Source organism: Epibacterium ulvae (assembly GCF_900102795.1).
Classification (GTDB): Bacteria; Pseudomonadota; Alphaproteobacteria; order Rhodobacterales; family Rhodobacteraceae; genus Epibacterium; species Epibacterium ulvae.
This window is the reverse complement of the sequence record NZ_FMWG01000013.1, coordinates 29,841-47,258: the sequence shown is the minus strand read 5'-3', so window position 1 is coordinate 47,258 and position 17,418 is coordinate 29,841. Positions and strand designations below refer to the sequence as shown.

Here is a 17,418-nt window from a genome sequence, read left to right as displayed (position 1 = left end):
TTAATTGTGCGAAAAAAGCTCCGTCACACGATTTTTGCAAACAATTAGAGCAGTTTGTGTTAACGGATTCCCTTAGGTTTTACTGAAATATTCACAGGCTGTATTATGGTTTTGTATCTACTTCGTCGCGTTGGACTCATTTTGCTTTTTTCTTGTGCGGCGATTTCCGCGCAAGCTCAAAAAGATATTACAATCGCGCCAGGCGATACGCTGTCCTTTTGGATAATTGGCGCGCTTGATGCGCCCCGCACTGTTCCGATTCAGGCGGATGGCACTGTGATGTTGCCTTTGGTTGGCCCCTTGAGCGTCGCCGGACTTACCATTTCCCAGGCGCGTGAAAAACTGGCAACACGGCTTCGGGATGTGCCAGTTCGGATTGTCACCCAAGAGGGGCGCGAGCTGCGGATTGGTCTGCGCCCAAATGAAATTGGCCTGGATGTGGCGCAGTTTCGACCGATCTATATGTCTGGTGATGTGAACGCGATTGGCGAAGTGGAATACCGGCCCCATCTGACGGCCCGACAGGCCGTGGTCAAAGCCGGGGGGCTTTTGCGGCTGGAGTTTTCTGCCGCCAATGAAATACCGATTGGCCTGATGACACAGCGGGTGCGCTTGCAGCAGCAGGTCGACACAAGCACCTCGATACTGCAGCTGTTGGCACATCACTATCTGCTATTGAACCCGGATACAGACCTGACCACCGAGCCCTTGTTGCGACAGATCCCCGACCTGCCGTTGACGGATGGTGTTCTGACACAGGTTGAAATGCGCAAGACGCTTTTGGAACGCGAGGCTCTTAATCGCCAGAATGTTCTCAAACAGCTGGAAGCCCGCGTAGATGTGATCGAAAGCCTTGAGCGATCCAGCGCAAATTCAATGGAAATAGCGCAGTCCTCGGTGGAGCGGCTGACCAAACTGAATGATCAGGGTCTGCTACGGACCGAAGCCATGGATAGTGCGCGACAGGGGTTTTTACAGTCACAGACCCGCGCTCTGCAAGCGGCATCCGAACGGTTGCGCATCAGCCTTGAGATTGCCCGCCTTGAAAACGAAGGGACAACTGATGCGCTGGAAATGAGCGAAGACCTCTTGGAGGATGTAAAGGCTGAACTGGAACGTTTGCAGACTTCAAAAGCTCAGTTGCAGGTGTTGAACTGGAATGCCGGGCAATACCAGCCCCTAGACGAAGCCCCGCGCGCGGCAGAAGTGATCCTGACGCTTTTTAGAAACGAAAATGGCCAGACAACAGAGCGTAAAATTGAGTTTGACGACATCCTGCTGCCCGGTGATGTGTTGAACGTATCCTTGCAATGAAGCGGCACAAAGTGAAACTCTCTGTTCGGCTGCAGCGGTCGTGGACCTGAGAGGTCCACAGACTAAGGTGACGTTATATGTTTAAACTGATCGCCCTCAAACGCAGGTTCCGTGAGACCTTTGGCCTGTGGCGTAAGGTGTTCTGGCTGCTCAGTTACAGCGGCAAGTGGTTGGGCTTTGCGGTTTTAGGGCTGACGCTTGCGGAAATCGCATTTTCCATCGGGTCTCTCCTGATGATCAAATCTTTGGCGGAAACGATGATTGCCGCAGAGGATTTGCGGGCGCAATCTGATACGTTCTTATGGTACATTTTGTTGCTGTTGCTGGTGTTTCTTGCGGGTCGCATTGCGGCGGCCTTGGGCAATTATGTTCGCAGCAAACAGGGCTATGTGGTGACGGATTATGTCAATCGGGCGATACAAGAGCGTGCGGTCAAAGCAGATCTGAGCTTTTATGACAGTGCGGAGTATTATGACAGCCTGCAGGGGGCCCGTCAGGCGGGGGCAGGACGACCGGCGCAGGTTGTGGCCAATACACTGAATGTCTTGCGCAGCATGTTGATGCTGGGATCGATCATGATCGTAATTGCGACGGTGGAATGGCTGGTTTTGCCAATCTGCTTTGCTGCGGTGGTGCTTATCTTGGTAGTGCAGATCTATTTTACCCGCGAGCGGTTCCAATTGCAGCGCCAACTGGTCCCCAAAGAGCGTCGTGCCCTTTATGCAGATTTTCTGATGACCTCGGAACCCTATGCCAAAGAGATCCGTCTCTGGGATCTGGGAAGCTATTTGCGCAAGGTGTATATCCAACAGCGCAAGTTGATCCGCGAAGATTATAACGTCATTGAATGGCGCAAAGCGTTGTCAGAATCCTGTGTGGCCCTGATCAGTGCTCTGCTGCTGTCTACGGTCATTGCCTACCTGCTCTATCGCTTCAGTGCTGGGGCTGCGACGCTGTCAGATCTGGTCATTGTGGTGTTGCTGCTCCTCCGGGCAGAGCTGTCGGGGCGGAATTTCGTTGCGGCCCTTTCGCGCCTGTATGACGATCAATTGTATCTGTCGCAAATTTTTGGATTTCTGGATCTGAAAGCCAGAATTGAATCCAGTGCAGGTGCGCTACCGGTGCCGACCCATATCTGGAATGGCATTCAAATGAAGGACGTATGTTTTACCTACCCTGGTGCTGATGAACCGACGCTGCACGATGTGAGCCTGGACATCAAACCTGGCCGCTTCACGGCACTGGTTGGGGGCAATGGATCGGGTAAGACGACACTGATCAAGCTGCTGTGCCGCCTTTATGATCCTGAGAAGGGGCAGATCCTGTTGGATGGTGCGGATGTGCGCGGCTTTGCGACAAAATCTTACCGGCGGTTGTTTAGTGTTATTTTTCAGGACTTTGTCCAGTTTGCCTTTTCCGGTGCGGTGAATGTCCAACTGGCGGATCTGGGCCATAAGCCGGATTTTGATCGCATGCGTAAGGCGACAAAACTGTCTGGTGCGGATGAGGTTCTGGAAGAGCTTCCGCAGGGGTATGATACGCTTTTATCGCGTATGTTTGACGGGGGTGTGGAATTGAGCGGTGGCCAATGGCAGAAGGTTGCTCTGGCCCGTGCCGTCTTTCCAGAATCGCGGTTCCTGATCTTGGATGAGCCTACATCTGCCATTGACCCCAATGCGGAAGCGGCTCTGTTTGAAGGATTTCGCAGCAAGCTTGGTGGGCGAGGTGCGCTGGTGATCAGTCACCGACTGTCGACAATCCGAATGGCAGATTACACCTATGTGCTTGATAAGGGGCGTATCGTGGAAGAAGGCACGCATGATGAGTTGATCGCCCGAGGCGGGCGCTATGCCCAGATGTTTGAGCGACAGGGGCGCGGGTACCGCAGATAGCTGCGCCCTGTTGGGGAATTATCGGCCTTGAATGTCTGATAGAGGAAAGCCGTATTTGGCGGTCTTGGCGCTGGATATGGTTGTTAACGGTAAGACGACAGGTTCCTTGTCCGCCATTGCCCATGCCAGCCCCTGCAATTTACCATTTGTCTGTCCTCAAACGAGGGTTTTGGTGCGCCCTGAGACGCACCAAAATTTGTGTTACGTCCGGGCATAGACATCTTCGTAGCGAATGATGTCATCTTCCCCAAGATAGCTGCCGGTTTGCACTTCGATCAGGACCATCGGCACCTTGCCGGGGTTTTCCATGCGGTGGACAGCCCCTAGGGGGATGTAAACGGATTGGTTTTCGGTCACCAACTGGACCTGATCATCAATGGTCACTTTTGCAGTGCCTTCGACAACGATCCAATGTTCAGACCGGTGATGATGGCTTTGCAGGCTGAGTGCTGCACCAGGATGCACCAGGATGCGTTTCACCTGAAAGCGATCGCCAACCACAAGGCTTTCAAACCAGCCCCAGGGGCGGTGATCTTTTGGAAAGGCTGTGGCCTGTTTGGCTGATTTTTCTTTCAGCGCAGCCACGGCTTTTTTCACATCTTGGGCCCGATTGGCATCGGCCACCAGAACCGCATCTGGCATGGCGACGGTGATAATGTCTTTCAGACCGATGCCAACAACTTCAAGCCCGGCATCCTCAGAGCGCAAGAGACTGTTGTCACAATCAATGGCAGTGGCGTTGTCCGAGGTGACAACACCGCGCGCATCTGGGCCGCTTTCGCGCCAGACCGCATCCCAACCGCCCAGATCAGACCAGCCTGCGCCAAAAGGAACCACGCTGAGGTTTTCGGCCCGCTCCATCACGGCATAATCGATGGAGATGTCAGCGGCCTGATCCCAGGCTGCAGGATCAAGGCGCAAAAACCCAAGGTCTGGCTGGCCGGCATCCACAGCCGTTTGCACCGGGGCAATCAAATCTGGGGCATGAGCCTGAAAAGCGGCCAGAATGGTTTTGACTGAGAATAAGAAAATGCCGGCGTTCCACAGGTATTGACCTGAGGCGAACATTTTTTCTGCAGTCTCGGCGTCTGGTTTTTCAACGAACCGTTTCAACCCCAGCGGTGTGGGCTGGTCTGGCAGCTCTGCGGTGTCCAGTTCCAGATAGCCATATCCGGTTTCCGCATGGCTTGGTGTGATACCAAAGGTAACCATCTGGCCGTTTTGAGCCGCAGGAACACCTGCTTCGACGGCTTGGCGGAAGGCCTCTGCATCCGGGACCACATGATCCGATGGTGCCACCAGCATCAAAGCCTCAGGATCGCTTTTGTTGAGCCACAGCGCAGCCGCCAGAACCGCAGGGGCAGTATTGCGCCCGGTGGGTTCAATCAGGATGGCACCGGGATCAATGCCAATGCTGGCCAGTTGTTCCGTCACAATAAAGCGGAAATCAGAATTGGTGAGCACCAGAGGCGCACTATAGCCTTCGCCGGACAGGCGTTGACTTGAGGCCTGAAACAGCGTGGTGTCGCCAACCAGAGGAACAAATTGTTTTGGATAGCTTTTGCGCGACAATGGCCACAAACGGGTGCCTGAGCCACCACAAAGAAGAATAGGGGTAATCATAACACTAAATGACCTCGTGTTTACTTATGACGCATGGTTTATAATTTCTTGCGCTGGCCCCATTCATAGGTCTCGCGCCGTCTCGTCTAAAGGGAAATATGCGTCATTCAGGTGAATAAGTGGGGAGATCTCAAAGATCTGCTGCAATGGTGGTCGTCTCGCACCAAACTGCCTATTGATGTGATAAGCCTGTGGTGCGTCAGCATGTTTCATATGAGGCATTCAAAAGGGTGTTTCTAAGGTTTTGGCATCTCGGATCTGGTGCGTAAGATGACAGACTGGCAGGTGTGCATTGTGTCAGCGCCTGTTCACGTCGTCTAACGCGCGCCTTTTTCAGCGGACTATGGCTAAGTTGCTACATCTTTGTGCTTTTTTTCGTCAATGAATGGTTTATTGGCTGCGCGCAACGCTAATGCCAAAGAAACATAGAATAAATTACCTTAATAGTCTCAATGAAATCTCATTCCATGTTCAAGACATTCCGCAGTGGCCTTAGATACGAGATTTTATTTCTTACTTCAATCACCGGGTGAATACACGCGCCCGACTTTGGTACATTAGGCGTGATATGGACGATGTTGTTTTTAAACTGTTGCTGCTTTTGGGGCGGGAACATGTGTCTGAAGATCAAGAGAAATATGCGCGTGGACTTCTGGTTCAGTTGAAGGACTGGAACAGGTTTATGTCCTTGGCCCATGCCAAAATGGTATCTGGATTCGTCTACCAGAATCTGGAGCGGATTGGGGGTGTGGATCCAGAGATTCTTGAACGCTGGCGACAGCTTTACCGGGGCGTTGCGCTGAACGCTCTGCGGGTACGTGCGGAAATGCAGGCTTTCCAGCAGACCTGTATTGCTCCAACCGCGGCGAGGTCCGTGTTTTTTAAAGGACCTGCGCTGGCGGAGACATATTATGCGTCGCCCTCTTTGCGCCCGTCGCGGGATTTGGATGTGTTGATCCCAGATGAAGACTTCGAAGCGGTGTTTCGCGCAGCGCTGGAGCAAGGGTATTGGGTGGCCGTAACAGAGGAGACCCGCCCTGAACGGCCAGATGAGGAAACATGTCAGGCTCTCTTGAAATACAGCTCTGTGATTAACTTCCTGTCCCCGCGTGGTGTGCATGTGGAGATGCACCGTCATCTGGACAAACACACGAAACTGTTCCCGACAGAAGACCTTGTCACATCTGCAGAGGATCTGGTGCTTGCAGGGACGACTTATAAGGTTCTGCCGCTGGATATGTTGCTGTGTTATGTCTGTTTTCACAATTCGCGTCATGTGTGGTCGCATCTTCATTGGTTGAGCGATTTGGACGCGATTGTGCGCAACCCGGATTTTGACCGGGGCCGTGCTATGGAAGTGGCGCGTCGTAAAGGGCTGGATCAACTGGTGGAAGCCTGTTTGGAGATGCATGCGCTTGTGGCTGCGCTCTGGACATGGACGGAAGATCAAAAGCAGACCCCTGGTGGAAAGCTCCTTTCACTCTGTGAGATGAATCTTGCCGGCGGGCTGGAGGTTGAAGAGGAAATTCGTACAAGCTTGGGGTGGCGTTCAGTGCCTTACAAAGAGTTCCTGAGCCCAAAGATGCAGCGCAGGCTGCGCCGCCGTCAAGCGATCCACCGTTTCCATCCTACAATCCGCGAATATTTGGAATGGCCCCTGCCTGAAAGGTGGCATTTCATGTATTATTTCACCCGGCTGATCTGGCGCGTGCGGCTGCATGTGTTGAAAACTGCGTGACTTCAACCTCTCAGGTCGGGCACATTCATAAGCCAACACCGTGGCAAGAGTGCTTTCCTTGTGCTTACAATCTTGCAGTTATGAAACGGGGGGATGACCCCGGTTCCAGATAGGCGGCTGTCAAAGTGCCGGTTGCATAAGCACCTGTATCAATTGCGATCCGACCATGGGTTGCAGAGGGGTGCGGCTGGATAATATGCCCATAGACAACCCAGGTTTCATCTTGGCGCTGGCGTGTTTCAAACGTGGGGTGCCCCCAGATCAGGTGGTTGGGCTCTTGATCTTCCAGTGTCACATCCGGGTGCGCGCCTGCGTGGGCTGCAAATACATTCCCGGAGCTGTAAAAAGCGGGCAGCGCCTTCAGCCAAGCGATCAACCTGTCGCCCATCTTGGCTTCAAGCTGTGACCGACAGGTCAGCAGCGCTTCGGGCCCCAGTGTTTGCTTGTGCAGGCTGATGTTGAAGGACGCCAATGTCTGCAGGCCCCCATGGTGCAGCCAAGTGTGGCCACGTTCTGGATCTTGCAGGAAACGCAGCAGCATGTCTTCATGATTGCCTTTCAGGCAGATGAGATCCGGTCGGGACAACAGGAAGCGCAGCACCTGTGCGCTTTTTTCGCCCCGGTCGATATAGTCTCCGATCAAAATCGTCTTTGTGCCCTCGGGGATCTGATCCAGAAGCCGCTGCAGGAGATCAAAGCAGCCATGCACATCGCCGATAAGGGCGATAGGTTCTGTGGGCCGCGGATCAGGGAAACGGGGTAAAGATCTATTACGACTGTGTCGTTTTTTAAAAATCTGTCCAATCACCTGCAGCGCGTTCCTATCGGGGGAATATTATTCCCTTATTTAGCGGATTGCGCGGAGCAAACGACAACAAATTTATCGCAAACGCAGGGGAGATCAAATGGAAAACACCGGACCGTTTATGCATGCCCTGTCAGCATAAAACCAGTTGACCAGACATCAAAAAGGCCCCGCCGAAGCGAGGCCTTTCTGGTAAACATCCAACCAGCCTAATTAGGCGAAGTCGAAGTCAGCATTTGACAGATCAGCCAAGTTCAGGCCTGTCAGAACAACAGATGTATCTTCATCGATTGCGATGGTAACACCTGCATCTGTTTCAAAGGCAATCGCCAGAACAGCATCCAGATCGGCAAGACCGATACCGCTTACGTCCAGCTGGTCATCACCAGTGCCGAAGTCAGCGATTGTGGTGGTGCCGCTGTCGTCACGCAGAACGAAGGTATCATCACCTGTGCCGCCAGTCAGGCTATCGTCGCCAAGGCTGACAAAGATCTGATCGTTGCCTGTGCCACCATTTACGGTGTCATCACCTGCACCGCCGCGCAGTTCGTTTGAGCCAGAGGTTCCGTTCAGAACGTCGTCGCCGTCACCACCACGCAGGGTATCGTCACCCGCGCTACCTGTCAGAGTGTCGGCACCTGAGCCACCATTGATGACGTCGTTGCCCGCGCCACCGTCCAGCAGAACGTCGTCACCAACACCACCGAAGATGGTGTCATCGTCAGAGCCGCCAGTGATGCTGTCAATACCAGCACCGCCGCCCAGGTTGTTCTCTCCGGACGCTGCGGAAATGGTGTCTGCACCGTTGCCACCGCGAAGGAAATCGTCATCCGCACCGCCAACCAGAACATCGTCGCCGTTTGCACCAAGCAGAGTGTCGTTACCTGCACCCGCGGTGAGGGTATCGTTACCTTCTGCGCCGTTGAAAGTGTCGTCGCCTGCAGCTTCAGTTGCAGTTTCGTCGATCGCTTCACCAGCTGCATCTGCAAACGCTTCATCATCACCGGTGGTGAAAGGAACGGTTGCGTCAAAGGTTACGGTAACAGTTTGGGTGTTGCCGTCTGTATCTGCCAGAACAACTTCATAAGAGAAGGTGACTGCATCACCTACGTTGCCCAGAGCTGCGATTGCAGCAGTGTTTGCTACAAACTGCAGGCCAGTTGCACCAGTGATGGTGAAAGCGCCATCGGTGTTGGTGAAGTTGCTGCCAGCAGTTGCGATCTCTTGACCGTCAACAGATACGATTGACGTTGCAGTGAAAGTGTCTGCGGTCAGCGCTGCGCCGTCAAATTCATATGTGTTGATGGTTGCCAGCGCCAGTGTGGTGCCGTCTGCATTTACGGACCCTGGGTTCAGGAAGCCTGAAGATGCGGTGCCGCCGACCAGAGTTGCGCCATCGTTGAAAGTGATGGACTGGATGCCGTTTGAAATCGTTGCGTCGTCGCCACCGGTGGTGTCGTCATCCAGAACCCAAACGCCAGTGTCTGCGTCAAATGCAACAGATGCGTTTGCACCTGTCAGCAGGGTCGCCAGATCGCTGCCTTCCAGTGTCAGGCTGTCTTCACCGCCGTTGCCGTCCAGGTCTTCACCTGTTGCATAGTCCAGCGCGTCTGTGATGGTGATTGTATCATCGGAAGTTGTTCCGAATTCGAAGACCTCACCTGTAGGTACATTAATTGTAGCCATGTCTTACTCCGTAAGTATTGCTCGTCGGATTGATGCGAGTAAGCGCACAGGCCTGATGCTCGCAAAAGTTTACCGCTCTCTGTTTTTCTGGATGGGCGATGAATGTCAAGGAAACTTCTGTCTGGGCCTGCGTCAAAGCAAAAGAACCTTAAAGCGTGGCGGTCATAACACGGTTTATTTTATTAAAAATTGTTAAGCCTGCATGTTCATATGGCGTTTCCTGCAAGGCCGTGCGGCGATTCCACTCAAACGGTCCTCACAAAGATATGTTCGCCTAAGTATACACGTCTTTGAGAGCTCAAAGAGAGGTGAAATAGAGGGCGGATTTTTGCCCGTTTTTGGAAGAATGCGCGAAATTCTGCCGGGGCTTTAGATCTTAATATCCTGAGGTGCAGCGTAAAATCCCTGTATCAACTGATGCAGCCGCATGTCGTTGTGGCTTTTTTCTGCAATGAGGTTACGCACCGAATCGGGGATCTCTTCGCTGCGATTCTCTCCGCTGTTTTCGCGATGTTCTGGCAAAGCAGCCAAACCATGGCTGTTGCGGAAGTGATCAAGGCTTGCCCCCAGATGTTCTGTGATGCCGATGAAACTGTAGGTGCGGGACAGTTTTTCCAAAGCATCATCAAAGGAGTAGAACGGACCAATCATCAGGTTGAGTTGATAATCATTGGGCAGCTGCTGGGCATAATCTTCCAGCGTTGGAAAGCGGGCTTTGAAAGCCTCGTGCTGGGGGTGTCGCTCAGAACAATTATAGCGATAGTTTGACACAAAACGCGCAAGCGGGTCGCGGATGATTGTGGCGCATTTGATCGGCAGCTCGTGGTTTTTCCAGAACATCACATCGCCCCAGCCGAAATGGCCCATCAGGACCTGTCGCACGGGTCCCTCTCCTGTGTGTTCTTTGGTACGGATATACAGCGCTTGTTTGGTTTTCTGGCGGAAGGATTTACCGGTGTTTTCCCAAGATACGGGATGAAAGATATCAAAGGCATTTTGCAGCGCTTTGCCAACTGACATGCCCGCAGTTTTGGGGATGTGCATGAAAAGGATGATATCTGCCGGGTCGTTAAAGGTGTTTGCGGCGACATGCTGGGGAGAGAAGCGGCGTTCAAACTGGGACGCGGCGTCGGAAATCTTTTGCATGGGGGTCTTTCATCCTGCGTTCAAAAGGCGATGGCCTTGGGCACCAAACCGCCTTAGCCAAGGGGGGGCGTCTTGTCAATCTGAGGGGCCCGAGAGCCTTTCTTTATAAGGGGAGCCCTGTGAGGATGCGCGCGGGGAAGTGTTTGACACTTTTGATGTCCTGTGGTCTTCACCAAAGGGTTCTTGAGGAATAAGCAGCCCTAGGGTTTTGACGTAAGGCCGCGTGTGAAACGCTGCCTTGTCGGTTAATGTCTGGCTGCAAATTGAAACACATGTGGTACGAAGGCAGCGCTTCCAATGGCACGCATTCCTGCGCAAAAGACCGGGCAGGTTGAAATCACCAAAGCCCGCCGCACATGCCGTAAGGCCTTTTGGTTGGTGGGGGTTTTCAGTTTCTTCGCCAATATCCTGATGCTGACCAGCCCGCTTTATATGATGCAGGTCTATGATCGGGTTCTGAGCAGCGGATCGATGGAAACGCTTTTGGCACTGACCCTTCTGGTTGGGTTTTTATACCTGATCATGGGCTGTCTGGATTTTATCCGAGGCCGTATTCTGGCGCGGGTGGGCGCACAGTTTCATGATCAGCTGGCCAAGAGGGTCTTTACTGCGGTGCAAGACAAGGTTGCGGCCGGATTTCATGATGAGAATGCCAAAGTGGGATTGCGGGATCTGGAATCCATGCAAAAGGCCCTGTCTTCGCCCATTGTTTCTGCGGTTTTTGATCTGCCTTGGTCGCCCTTATTTTTGCTGCTGATTGCCTCGTTTCACCCCTATCTGGGGGCTTTGGCTTTTGTTGGAGGCTTGGTTCTGGTGATCATTGCCCTGGTCAACCAATGGATGTCGAAAGCGCCCGTGGAACAGGCCAGCCGGATGGGAGCAGGGGCCCATCTTTTGGCGGATGGGATGCGTAATAATGCAGAGTTGATTCAAGGCCTTGGGATGCGTCAGGCAGCCTTTGCTAAGTGGCGCACGATGCGCCAGATGGCAAATGTGGCGGAACTGGGGGCCAGTGATCGCACTGGTCTGTTTGGCAGCAGTACAAAAACCATACGGATTGCTTTGCAATCTGCGATGCTGGGCACTGGGGCCTATCTGGTGTTGACCGAAGGTCTGACACCGGGTGTCATGATTGCTTCATCCGTGATTATGGGTCGGGCATTGGCCCCGATTGAAACGCTGATTTCTCAATGGGGATTGGTACAGCGCGCATTGCAAGGCCAAGAACGTCTGGCCACTATGTTGGGAGAAACACCAGAACGCCCGGCTCCGATGCCTTTGGCACGTCCAAAAGCAAAACTGCAGCTTCAAGGCGTGACTTTGGTGCCGCCAACACTTCCCGGACAGGTTTCAAAACCAGTACTGCAAGGGTTGAATTTCGACATAAACCCAGGATCTGCCCTGGGCGTGATTGGCGCATCAGGAGCTGGAAAATCCTCACTTGCGCGGGCTTTGATTGGGCTCTGGCATCCAGCCTCTGGGCGGATCCGGCTGGATGGGTCCACCTACAATCAATATGATATGGATATTCTAGGCAGCTATATTGGCTACCTGCCGCAGCAAGTGACCCTGTTTGATGGGACAATTGCAGAAAACATAGCGCGGCTGGCCGAAGTGCCAGACCCTGATCAGGTGGTGGCCGCTGCAAAGAAAGCTGCTGTGCATGAGATGATCCAGCAATTGCCGCAGGGCTATGACACTCCTGTCAAAGTCTCTGGCAGCCGCTTGTCTGGTGGACAGATCCAGCGGATTGGTCTGGCGCGTGCTCTTTATGGGGATCCGTTGCTTTTGGTTCTGGATGAACCCAATTCCAATTTGGATAATGAAGGCAGCCAAGCGTTGAACCTTGCTGTGGCCAGCGCGCGCAAAGATGGCCGTGTTGTGGTGATTATGGCGCATCGCCCGGCGGCGATTCAGTTGTGCGATAAGATCTTGATTTTGGATAAAGGCACGCAGCGTGCCTTTGGAGAGAAAGATGTGATCTTGAAAGAGCATTTGCAGCCTGCTGCTGCCAAAGCGGTGCCACCAAAGGCCGCTGCACCCGCGGTTCAGGGACAAGGGGCGCCTGCGGGCAAACAAGATGCGGGTGGTGCAGCAAAACCGCAGCCTGTCCAGTCGGATGTTGAAAACAGCAAAGCAGGTTAAACCATGGATACGCCTTCTTCAAACGGTCCTTCTTTTCGTGGCTTTGCTATTGCGGGTTTTGCATTCCTTGTGCTCCTGGTGGGCGGGCTCGGGGGATGGAGTGTATCAACACAGATCTCTGGTGCTGTCATTGCGCAAGGTTCTATTCAGGTGGAACAGAACCGCCAGATTGTACAACACCCTGATGGTGGGGTTGTGGCGCAAATTCTGGTTGGGGAGGGAGATCGGGTCTCTGCTGAAGATGTGCTGATCCAATTGGATGACAGCGAACTTTTGGCCGAATTGCAAATCATTGAAAGTCAGCTGGCGGAAATCCTGGCCCGTACCAGCCGTTTTACGGCAGAACGCGATGAGGCGCAGGATATCAGCTTTGATCCGCTTTTGCATATGCTGAATGGTAGCCATGTTGAATTGCCAGAGCTGATTGCGGGTCAAGAGCGTCTGTTTCAGGCGCGTCGGGTCAATCTAGAAGCCCGTGTGAACCGTTTAAAAGAACGGATCAGCCAAATTCACAGCCAGATTGATGGGATTATGGCACAACAAGAGTCGATCGACGATCAGCTTGTGTTGTTGCAGGAAGAATTGGTTAATCAGCAAAACCTTTTGGATCAAGGTCTTGCTCAGGCAGGGCGCGTTCTGGCGCTGCAGCGCGAAGAGGCACGCCTGCGGGGGCAGGCAGGCGCTTTGACTGCGCAGCGCTCGCAGGCGGCAGGGCAGATTACAGAGCTGGAATTGGAAATTCTCAATCAAAGCAGTGCGCGGCGGGAAGAAGCGATTACAACGTTGCGGGACTTGCAGGTGCGTCGTCTGGAGCTGATTGAGCGCCGCAATATCTTGATGCAGCGCCTGTCGCGTCTGGAGCTGCGCGCGCCAGTGGCGGGGGTGGTATATGATTTGGCTGTTTTTGCCCGCAAATCGGTGATCCGCCCGGCGGATCCTTTGATGTTCCTTGTGCCGCAAGATCAGCCTTTGGTGATTACGGCGCAGATTAACACGGATGATGTGGATCAGATTTATCTGGGACAGCCCGTCAATCTGAAGTTCACCAGTTTCAATCAGCGCACCACCCCCAGTCTTTTTGGGGAGGTCAGCCGGGTCTCTGCGGATGCGTTTCAGGATCAGCAGACAGGGCGGTCGTATTTTGAAATTGAAGCGCGCCTGAACGCAGGTGAAGCGCAGCGTCTGGGGCAGGATAATGTGCTGGTGCCGGGCATGCCTGTAGAAGTCTTCGCTGAAACCGGTAGCCAGACACCAATGGATTATCTGATCCAGCCCTTTACAGATTACCTGGGTCGGGCCTTTCGGGAGTTCTAAGGTGAGAGCTTATATAGCGCGCCGTTTACAGCAGTCTGTGAAACCGCTGTGGCACCTTGAACAGTTCATATGAGGTGTCATGAGCAAATGTGCCATCTGCTTTGACTGCGCGAAAATAATTTTTACGCGTTTCAGCGATCTGAAACCCATTGGAGGCCAGATCAATTTCCGTTTTATTGATCTGAGAGCGTTTTAGCCTGTTAATGTAATTCTGAATGGCTTTGTTTTTGGGGCGTGCCCAAATAGAATCTGCGCCTTTCCCTGAGGTTTTGTATTCGGCATGCCGCTTGGCTTGGGTTTTCATTTTGGTGTCTACATCCACATCTCTGATGTGGAATGTGACGCAGCTGCGATCAATTTCAAATTTGCTGTTACATCCATGAAAGCCACCGCCCCAGATGATGGCACGCTGTTTAATCAGGGGTTTGGTATATTTCTCAGATGCATAGACAAATTGCCGTTGGGAGAGGATGGGTTTGGTGACATCCAAAGGGGTGTCTTCCAGCCAGGGGATATGCGTCAGATTCAGACCTAAAGGCGCCAGAAGGCCACCTTTTCCAGCGCTTTGGGAGAGATAGCTCGCTAAGGTGTCATACTGGTTAGGATCTGGGACAATCAATTCATCCACATCTGTGTAAAGCACCGTATCGTAATAGTTCAAAAGACCGTTTGAGATATCGGAAATGAAAAGCGACCGTGCGCCATCAAAATTACTCGGCAGACTGTTTTTTTGGCGCCGCGGATAGCTTTCTCGTATGTGATCAGGGATATTGATTACAGAGATGCCCGGCGGCAGGTTTGAGCGAAAATTGTCGCTACTTTTATTATCAATAACAAAGATATCTGTATCTGGAAATGATTTGGAATAGTGATGATACCAGATCTTAAAGAAAAAGCTCTCATTTTTTACCATCGTCAGAATGCAACTCTTCATCGATCGATCACCTTAAAGAAAGAAATTTAAACAGCCTGATATCTGAGGCTCTAGTCGATTTATGTGTGCCTTGCCCTGTTGTGAGGCGGTGTATGGTTTTTGTGAAGCCTTCAACAGATTTTGTAATATAAAGCAAACTGTTACATGAGGGCAGCACAGGTTTCAGTTGCGGTCATTTGGGTTGAGTGTTTCCAATTTCAGGCCTTGCTCTTTCATCTGCGCCTGTACCTCTTCTTCTAATGCTTTCAGATCTGGGCGAGGGGCATCATAGCCATCATTGGCCATCTCTGGGTAATTGGTAAAATCGGGGCTGAAGAACTGTGTTGGGCCCTCGGGGTCATAACGTTGTGCGAGGGTTTCATTGACCTTCTCAAAGCGGCGTAAAAAAGCGCGGGCCTGGGCACGAGAGGGCGTGAGCTTTTCAGGATCTTCCAGCGCGCGTAGAGAGGGCATAAAGCAACTGCGCGGGTAGCCGCGTTGACGTAGCCAAAGCCCAGTTAGAATTTGGGTTCTGTTCCAGGCGGTGTTCAACCGCTCTGCAGGCTGTTCTGGCGCAGGTAGGCCAAGGATGTTCCTGAAATCAAGTACCGTATCGCTGCCGTGTAGATCTTGTGGCTGATAGCGGCGCACGGTCAGAGCCTCAGCGCCAAAAACGCGCTCCCACTTTTCAAGTTTTGAGGCATAATCCATATAGCGCATAAAATATGGTCGATAGCTGGGAAGGGCATGTACCTGTGCGCCATAGAATTGATAGGCTGTCTGTCCCAGTATCACCTGTTTACGGTGTGACAGCGCCAAAAGATCCTGACGGCGCAGATAGACGACAATGCGAATATCATCAAACTCCTGTCGCAGGCGCTCTGCAAGCGTGCGGATTTCTCGCTCGTCATGCAGCCAGAACAGCATTTCAGTTGAAATCACACAGTCTTCAAAACCCCGCTGATTGGCATTTTCCAGGCGGCGCTCCAGAAATGGCATGCGCAGTTGCGCGCGCAATTGAGGCCCCATGCCTTTGCAGGCAACCAAGGGGTTCATATCCACCCGTGGCCGGGCATGAATATAGCTCCATGGACCAAGAGTCTTGTCTTGTTGCCCCTGGAGTAGGGATTTTTGCAAAGAGGTTGAGCCGGTTTTATGTGTACCGATATGGAGAACTAACCGACGCATGATGTTTTTTCTTCTTGTTGAACCGTAGGGGCTTTTGCGGAGGGTATTTGGGTTTTTTGCAGGGTTTGTGCATAGATCCGTGACAGTACTTCACGTGCTGAGGGTTCGTTTTGCAGGGCTTGCAATCTGGCGTTCTGGGTGCGTTCAACCTGTTGGGCAAAGCCTTTGTCACGCAGCAAACGTATCACGAGATTACAGGTTTCTCGCACTGTTTTAAAGGGCGCCCAAGGCACCAGTGTTTCAGCGGGGCAGATCTCATTTTGCCCGCCAACATCGGTGGAGATTGGAATGCAGCCTGCTGCGATGGCCTCATAGCAGACCAACGCCAGTCCTTCATTTGAAGAAGGCAAAAGCATAATGTCGCTTTTGGCCAAAAGCGCAGGCACATCGCTGCCTGCACCGTGGAGATGAATGCAATCATTCAAACGCCAGCGCGCGACCTTATGGCGTAGGGCCTCCAGATAAGCACCTTCTCCCACGATATCAAAATGAAAAGACACGTTGTTTGCCTTGCCCCATTTGTGCAGACGGCGCAAAATGGCCAGCATCAAAAGGGGGCGTTTTTGATGGACCATGCGCCCGACAAAGGTGATACGACAGGTATTCTGCCCGGCCGACAGGCGCACCGGCAAAGGCGTTTTATCCCGTTGGCGATCATCCAGAAGGCGCCCCAGCACCATTTTAGAGCCATAGACACGGAAGCTTTCCCCATAAAACGCCAGCAGTTCATTGCTGATCACATGGTGATAATCCAGAAAATTGCTCCAGACCCCGGAAATGCGCGGATAGCCCCCATCGTGATGCTCAACAATATGGGTGCTGTCCAGATTGACCACATGAGGGTGGCGCAATTTGATGGCAGGCAAAGCATCATAGAGAGGCACACAATGGTGATTGTGGGTCAGGATGATGTTTTCCTGCGCAATCAGACGCTCAACAAAATGCCCTACCAGGGCAGGGGGAAGATAGCGGTCTGTGCGGATCAGGTGCAGGTCTGGATGCTGGGGCAGTTTGGCGCGCAGGCGCTCAGGGCCATGTTGGCCGACCATCACAAAAACCCGCAGGCCCAGATCCAGAGCCCATTGAATGCTATTAAGGCCCAGACTTTCTGCACCGCCGACGTCCAACCAATGCAGGCCGATCAGAATTGCAGGCGTTTTTTTTCTGGATGTGGTGTGCGCGACTGCAGGGTCTGTGAGGTAATTGGCTGTGCGGCTTAAGGGGAGGCGGGCAAATTTATGGCGTTTGGGACGTAGTCGCTGGCGGCGGCGTTCAACCAGATACTTGCCCTGTTCCCCCAGCAGCGGGGAGAGGCTGTTGACCAGCCGGTAGTGAAGTGGGCGATCAGCCCAAGGCAGGTTTTGATGTGCCCGCCCGCGTATTTGACGCGGTGAAGGGATTGTCAGACAGATCCGTCGGCCAAGCTGGCCTGGCTGTGGAGCCGGGCCGATCCGATGTGCGCCCAGATAGCCCTGCGATAGCATATCCGCGTTCAGCGGATTCTCCTGCCTTTGGATCAGGGGCGTCGCCATCTTGGATTTTTCCCACCACAGGTGCAGTTCAATCGGCTCCTGTGGATAAAGGGTTTCATAAATAAAGCGTACTCCGGCCACTTCCTGGTCGATGTAATCCTTGTCCTGCATGAGGGTGGCCC

Annotated in this window: 12 protein-coding genes; 5 read left to right on the top strand and 7 right to left on the bottom strand. The window is 52.9% G+C overall.

Translation table 11 applies throughout. The annotated features are described in order from the left end of the window. Positions 1-141 precede the first annotated feature (141 nt). Both BLP79_RS16570 and BLP79_RS16565 read left to right on the top strand, forming a co-directional pair. A complete protein-coding gene (locus BLP79_RS16570) occupies positions 142-1,314 on the top strand; it encodes a polysaccharide biosynthesis/export family protein (protein ID WP_157843999.1) in 1,173 nt (390 codons plus the stop codon). Between the two features lie 77 nt (positions 1,315-1,391). Next, a complete protein-coding gene (locus tag BLP79_RS16565; RefSeq protein ID WP_090220810.1) occupies positions 1,392-3,206 on the top strand; it encodes an ABC transporter ATP-binding protein in 1,815 nt (604 codons plus the stop codon). A 201-nt stretch (positions 3,207-3,407) separates the two neighbouring features. Here the strand turns inward: BLP79_RS16565 and BLP79_RS16560 are convergent, their stop codons facing one another. Continuing rightward, positions 3,408-4,829, bottom strand: coding sequence for a mannose-1-phosphate guanylyltransferase/mannose-6-phosphate isomerase (locus tag BLP79_RS16560; RefSeq protein ID WP_090220809.1), 1,422 nt, complete (start codon positions 4,827-4,829; stop codon positions 3,408-3,410). 568 nt (positions 4,830-5,397) lie between these two features. Between BLP79_RS16560 and BLP79_RS16555 the strand changes: the two genes are divergently transcribed. After that, positions 5,398-6,567 carry a nucleotidyltransferase domain-containing protein gene (locus tag BLP79_RS16555; RefSeq protein WP_090220808.1) on the top strand — a complete coding sequence of 390 codons (1,170 nt, stop codon included), beginning with the start codon at positions 5,398-5,400 and terminating at the stop codon, positions 6,565-6,567. 64 nt (positions 6,568-6,631) lie between these two features. Here the strand turns inward: BLP79_RS16555 and BLP79_RS16550 are convergent, their stop codons facing one another. From BLP79_RS16550 to BLP79_RS16540, 3 genes are all read right to left on the bottom strand, one after another. Next, positions 6,632-7,375, bottom strand: coding sequence for a metallophosphoesterase family protein (locus BLP79_RS16550; protein ID WP_232716536.1), 744 nt, complete (start codon positions 7,373-7,375; stop codon positions 6,632-6,634). A gap of 210 nt (positions 7,376-7,585) precedes the next feature. After that, a complete protein-coding gene (locus tag BLP79_RS16545; RefSeq protein WP_090220807.1) occupies positions 7,586-9,058 on the bottom strand; it encodes a calcium-binding protein in 1,473 nt (490 codons plus the stop codon). Positions 9,059-9,427: 369 nt separating this feature from the next. After that, on the bottom strand, positions 9,428-10,204 hold the full coding sequence (locus BLP79_RS16540) for a sulfotransferase family 2 domain-containing protein (protein WP_090220806.1): 777 nt from the start codon (positions 10,202-10,204) through the stop codon (positions 9,428-9,430). 297 nt (positions 10,205-10,501) lie between these two features. Here BLP79_RS16540 and BLP79_RS16535 point away from each other — a divergent pair, with 297 nt between their 5' ends. Together BLP79_RS16535 and BLP79_RS16530 are read left to right on the top strand one after the other, a co-directional pair. After that, positions 10,502-12,349: a type I secretion system permease/ATPase gene (locus BLP79_RS16535; protein ID WP_090220805.1), complete on the top strand. Its 1,848-nt coding sequence runs from the start codon at positions 10,502-10,504 to the stop codon at positions 12,347-12,349. Between the two features lie 3 nt (positions 12,350-12,352). Beyond that, the gene (locus tag BLP79_RS16530) at positions 12,353-13,663 is read left to right on the top strand and encodes an HlyD family type I secretion periplasmic adaptor subunit (RefSeq protein ID WP_090220804.1); all 1,311 of its coding nucleotides are present in this window, start codon (positions 12,353-12,355) and stop codon (positions 13,661-13,663) included. A gap of 25 nt (positions 13,664-13,688) precedes the next feature. Here the strand turns inward: BLP79_RS16530 and BLP79_RS16525 are convergent, their stop codons facing one another. The 3 genes from BLP79_RS16525 to BLP79_RS16515 form a co-directional block, all read right to left on the bottom strand. Continuing rightward, complete coding sequence (locus tag BLP79_RS16525) at positions 13,689-14,597, bottom strand: glycosyltransferase family protein (RefSeq protein ID WP_139163227.1); 909 nt, start codon at positions 14,595-14,597, stop codon at positions 13,689-13,691. Between the two features lie 162 nt (positions 14,598-14,759). Continuing rightward, positions 14,760-15,764, bottom strand: coding sequence for a hypothetical protein (locus tag BLP79_RS16520; RefSeq protein ID WP_232716539.1), 1,005 nt, complete (start codon positions 15,762-15,764; stop codon positions 14,760-14,762). Beyond that, the gene (locus BLP79_RS16515; RefSeq protein WP_090220801.1) at positions 15,752-17,407 is read right to left on the bottom strand and encodes a glycosyltransferase family 4 protein; all 1,656 of its coding nucleotides are present in this window, start codon (positions 17,405-17,407) and stop codon (positions 15,752-15,754) included. Before BLP79_RS16515 ends, BLP79_RS16520 begins: the two co-directional genes overlap by 13 nt. Positions 17,408-17,418 lie beyond the last annotated feature (11 nt).

Coding starts and splice junctions, on each gene's coding strand:
- BLP79_RS16560 (WP_090220809.1), bottom strand. CDS start 4,829: ATGATTACCCCTATTCTTCTTTGTGGTGGCTCAGGCACCCGTTTGTGG.
- BLP79_RS16555 (WP_090220808.1), top strand. CDS start 5,398: ATGGACGATGTTGTTTTTAAACTGTTGCTGCTTTTGGGGCGGGAACAT.
- BLP79_RS16540 (WP_090220806.1), bottom strand. CDS start 10,204: ATGCAAAAGATTTCCGACGCCGCGTCCCAGTTTGAACGCCGCTTCTCT.
- BLP79_RS16525 (WP_139163227.1), bottom strand. CDS start 14,597: ATGAAGAGTTGCATTCTGACGATGGTAAAAAATGAGAGCTTTTTCTTT.
- BLP79_RS16565 (WP_090220810.1), top strand. CDS start 1,392: ATGTTTAAACTGATCGCCCTCAAACGCAGGTTCCGTGAGACCTTTGGC.
- BLP79_RS16515 (WP_090220801.1), bottom strand. CDS start 17,407: ATGCAGGACAAGGATTACATCGACCAGGAAGTGGCCGGAGTACGCTTT.
- BLP79_RS16520 (WP_232716539.1), bottom strand. CDS start 15,764: ATGCGTCGGTTAGTTCTCCATATCGGTACACATAAAACCGGCTCAACC.
- BLP79_RS16545 (WP_090220807.1), bottom strand. CDS start 9,058: ATGGCTACAATTAATGTACCTACAGGTGAGGTCTTCGAATTCGGAACA.
- BLP79_RS16535 (WP_090220805.1), top strand. CDS start 10,502: ATGGCACGCATTCCTGCGCAAAAGACCGGGCAGGTTGAAATCACCAAA.
- BLP79_RS16530 (WP_090220804.1), top strand. CDS start 12,353: ATGGATACGCCTTCTTCAAACGGTCCTTCTTTTCGTGGCTTTGCTATT.